The organism is Nonomuraea sp. NPDC003201 (assembly GCF_053590415.1).
This window is the reverse complement of record NZ_JBSFTC010000664.1, coordinates 1-2,309: the sequence shown is the minus strand read 5'-3', so window position 1 is coordinate 2,309 and position 2,309 is coordinate 1. Positions and strand designations below refer to the sequence as shown.

3 protein-coding genes and 1 pseudogene are annotated in these 2,309 nt (G+C 75.9%); 1 reads left to right on the top strand and 3 read right to left on the bottom strand.

Annotated features, from left to right (window positions below):
• Positions 1–527 (top strand): precorrin-3B C(17)-methyltransferase (locus tag ACWDX9_RS62500; RefSeq protein WP_449973316.1); only part of this gene is annotated, 527 nt, incomplete at its 5' end.
• On the opposite strand, the gene ACWDX9_RS62495 is transcribed toward ACWDX9_RS62500, so the two are convergent.
• From ACWDX9_RS62495 to ACWDX9_RS62485, 3 genes and pseudogenes are all read right to left on the bottom strand, one after another.
• Positions 518–1,273 (bottom strand): cobalt-precorrin-6A reductase, encoded by a 756-nt coding sequence (locus ACWDX9_RS62495; RefSeq protein WP_449973315.1) that lies wholly within the window; start codon positions 1,271–1,273, stop codon positions 518–520. The two genes, ACWDX9_RS62500 and ACWDX9_RS62495, sit on opposite strands and share 10 nt — an antisense overlap.
• Complete coding sequence (cobM, locus tag ACWDX9_RS62490) at positions 1,258–2,013, bottom strand: precorrin-4 C(11)-methyltransferase (RefSeq protein ID WP_449973314.1); 756 nt, start codon at positions 2,011–2,013, stop codon at positions 1,258–1,260. The genes ACWDX9_RS62495 and cobM overlap by 16 nt, the downstream gene beginning before the upstream one ends.
• A pseudogene (locus ACWDX9_RS62485) lies at positions 2,010–2,309 on the bottom strand (hypothetical protein); the annotation flags it as partial. The pseudogene ACWDX9_RS62485 and the gene cobM, both read right to left, overlap by 4 nt.

The following is a 2,309-nucleotide window of genomic DNA, read 5'->3' as shown; positions in this document are numbered from 1 at the left end:
TGGCCCGCGACGGCGCGCGGGTGGCCGTGGTGTCCTCCGGCGACCCAGGCGTGTTCGCGATGGCCAGCGCCGTGCTGGAGGCCGCGGCCGGCTTCCCGGACGTGCCGGTGCGGATCGTCCCCGGGCTGACCGCCGCCCAGGCCGTGGCCAGCCGGGTCGGCGCGCCGCTGGGCCACGACTACTGCGTGCTGTCGCTGTCGGACCTGCTGAAGCCGTGGGAGGTGGTGGCCGGCCGGCTGAGCGCCGCCGCGAAGGCGGACCTGGTGCTGGCGATCTACAACCCGGCCTCGCGCAGCCGTACGTGGCAGGTCGCCGCCGCCCGTGACCTGCTGCTGGAGCACCGCGACGCCGCCACCCCGGTGGTGATCGGGCGCGACGTCGGCGGCGAGCGGGAGAGCGTCACCGTCACCACGCTCGGCGAGCTCGACCCCGCGCACGTGGACATGCGCTGCCTGCTGATCGTCGGCTCCTCGACGACCCGGGTCACCGAGCGCGGCGTCGTCTACACGCCGCGCCGCTATCCCTGAGCCCAGGCGGCCGCGTCCCCGGCGGTCTCCACCAGCCGGACGCCGGCGGGCAGTGGCGGCCGGTCCACCATGATCACCGGCAGTCCGAGCTCGCGGGCCGCGACCAGCTTGGCGGTGGTCATCGGCCCGCCGCTGTCCTTGGTGACCAGCACGTCCAGCCGGTGCTCGCGGATGAGGGCGCGTTCACCCTCGACCGTGTACGGCCCGCGGTCCAGCAGGACGTGCACGTGGTCCGGGACCGGCGGTTCGGGCGGATCGACGGACCTGGCCAGCAGCCACGCCCCGGCCAGACCGGCGAAGACCGGCAGGCTCCGCCGGCCGGTGGTCAGGAACACCCGCACCGGACCACCGCCCGGCCGTGCGGCGGCCTCGGACAGTCGTGCGGCGGCCGCGTGCAGGGAGGGCACGCGCTGCCACGTGTCGCCCGGTCCCTCCCGCCACCCTGGGCGGCGCAGGACCAGCAGCGGCACGCCCGTCCGCGCCGACGCCTCGGCCGCCGAGGCCGTCATCCGCGCCGCGAACGGGTGCGTGGCGTCCACCAGGGCGTCGATCCGCTCCGCCGCCAGCCAGGCGGCCAGACCGTCCGGCCCGCCGAACCCGCCCTCGCGCACCTCCCCGACCGGCCACCGCGGGTTGCTCACCCGCCCGGCCAGCGACGACACCACGTGAACGGACAGCCCGGCGGACAGCTCGGCGGCCAGCGCCCGCGCCTCGGCCGTGCCGCCCAGGATCAGGACCCGTCGCACGGCCGTTCCCGCTCCGCGCTGTAGAGGTGGCTGTCGGGGAACTGCGTGGCCGACAGCACCCGGCCGACGACGATCACCGCCGTACGCCGGATCCCGGCCGCCTGGACCTGCCCGGCGATGTCCGCCAGCGTGCCGCGCAGGATCACCTCGTCGGGCCTGCTGGCCCGCGCCACCACCGCCACCGGGCAGTCCGGCCCGTAGGAGGGCAGCAGCTCCTCCACCACCGCCTCGATCCGCTGCACGGCCAGGTGCAGCACGATCGTGGCGCCGCTCGCGCCCAGGGTCTTCAGGTCCTCCCCTTCGGGCATCGGCGTGGCCCGCGCCGAGGTGCGGGTCAGGATGACGGTCTGCCCGACGCCGGGCACGGTCAGCTCCCTGCCCAGCGCGGCCGCCGCCGCCGCGAACGCCGGCACGCCCGGGACCACCTCGTACGGCACGCCGAGCTCGTCCAGCCTGCGCATCTGCTCGGCCACCGCGCTGAACACCGACGGGTCGCCGGAGTGCAGCCGCGCCACGTCCAGGCCCGCGCGGTGGGCGGCCAGCAGCTCCACCACGATCTCGTCGAGGGTGAGGTTCGCGGTGTCGACGAGCCTGGTTCCCACGAGGCAGACGTCCAGGAGCTCGCGGGGCACGAGCGAACCCGCGTACAGGCAGACCGGCGACGACTGCAGCCGCCGCAGGCCGCGCAGCGTGATCAGATCGGCGGCGCCGGGGCCTGCCCCGATGAAGTACACGGTCACGGCACGTCCTTCCTGGTGACCGACCACACGGTCACCGGCATCGCGGCCCGCCAGCCCGTGAAGGAGCCGACGGGTGAGGCCCGCTGTACGGCCAGGCGGACCAGATCGCCGCCGAGCCGGGCGTACCACTGGGCCATGACGGACTCGGACTCCAGGGTGACGGCGTTCGCCACCAGCCTGCCGCCGGGCCGCAGCGCAGCCCAGCAAGGCTCGTGGCGGAGAACGACGTGCTGGCCGCCGCCGTGGCGCAGGCCAAGGAGCTGGCCGCGCTGCCCTCCGGCGCGGTGGCGCTGACG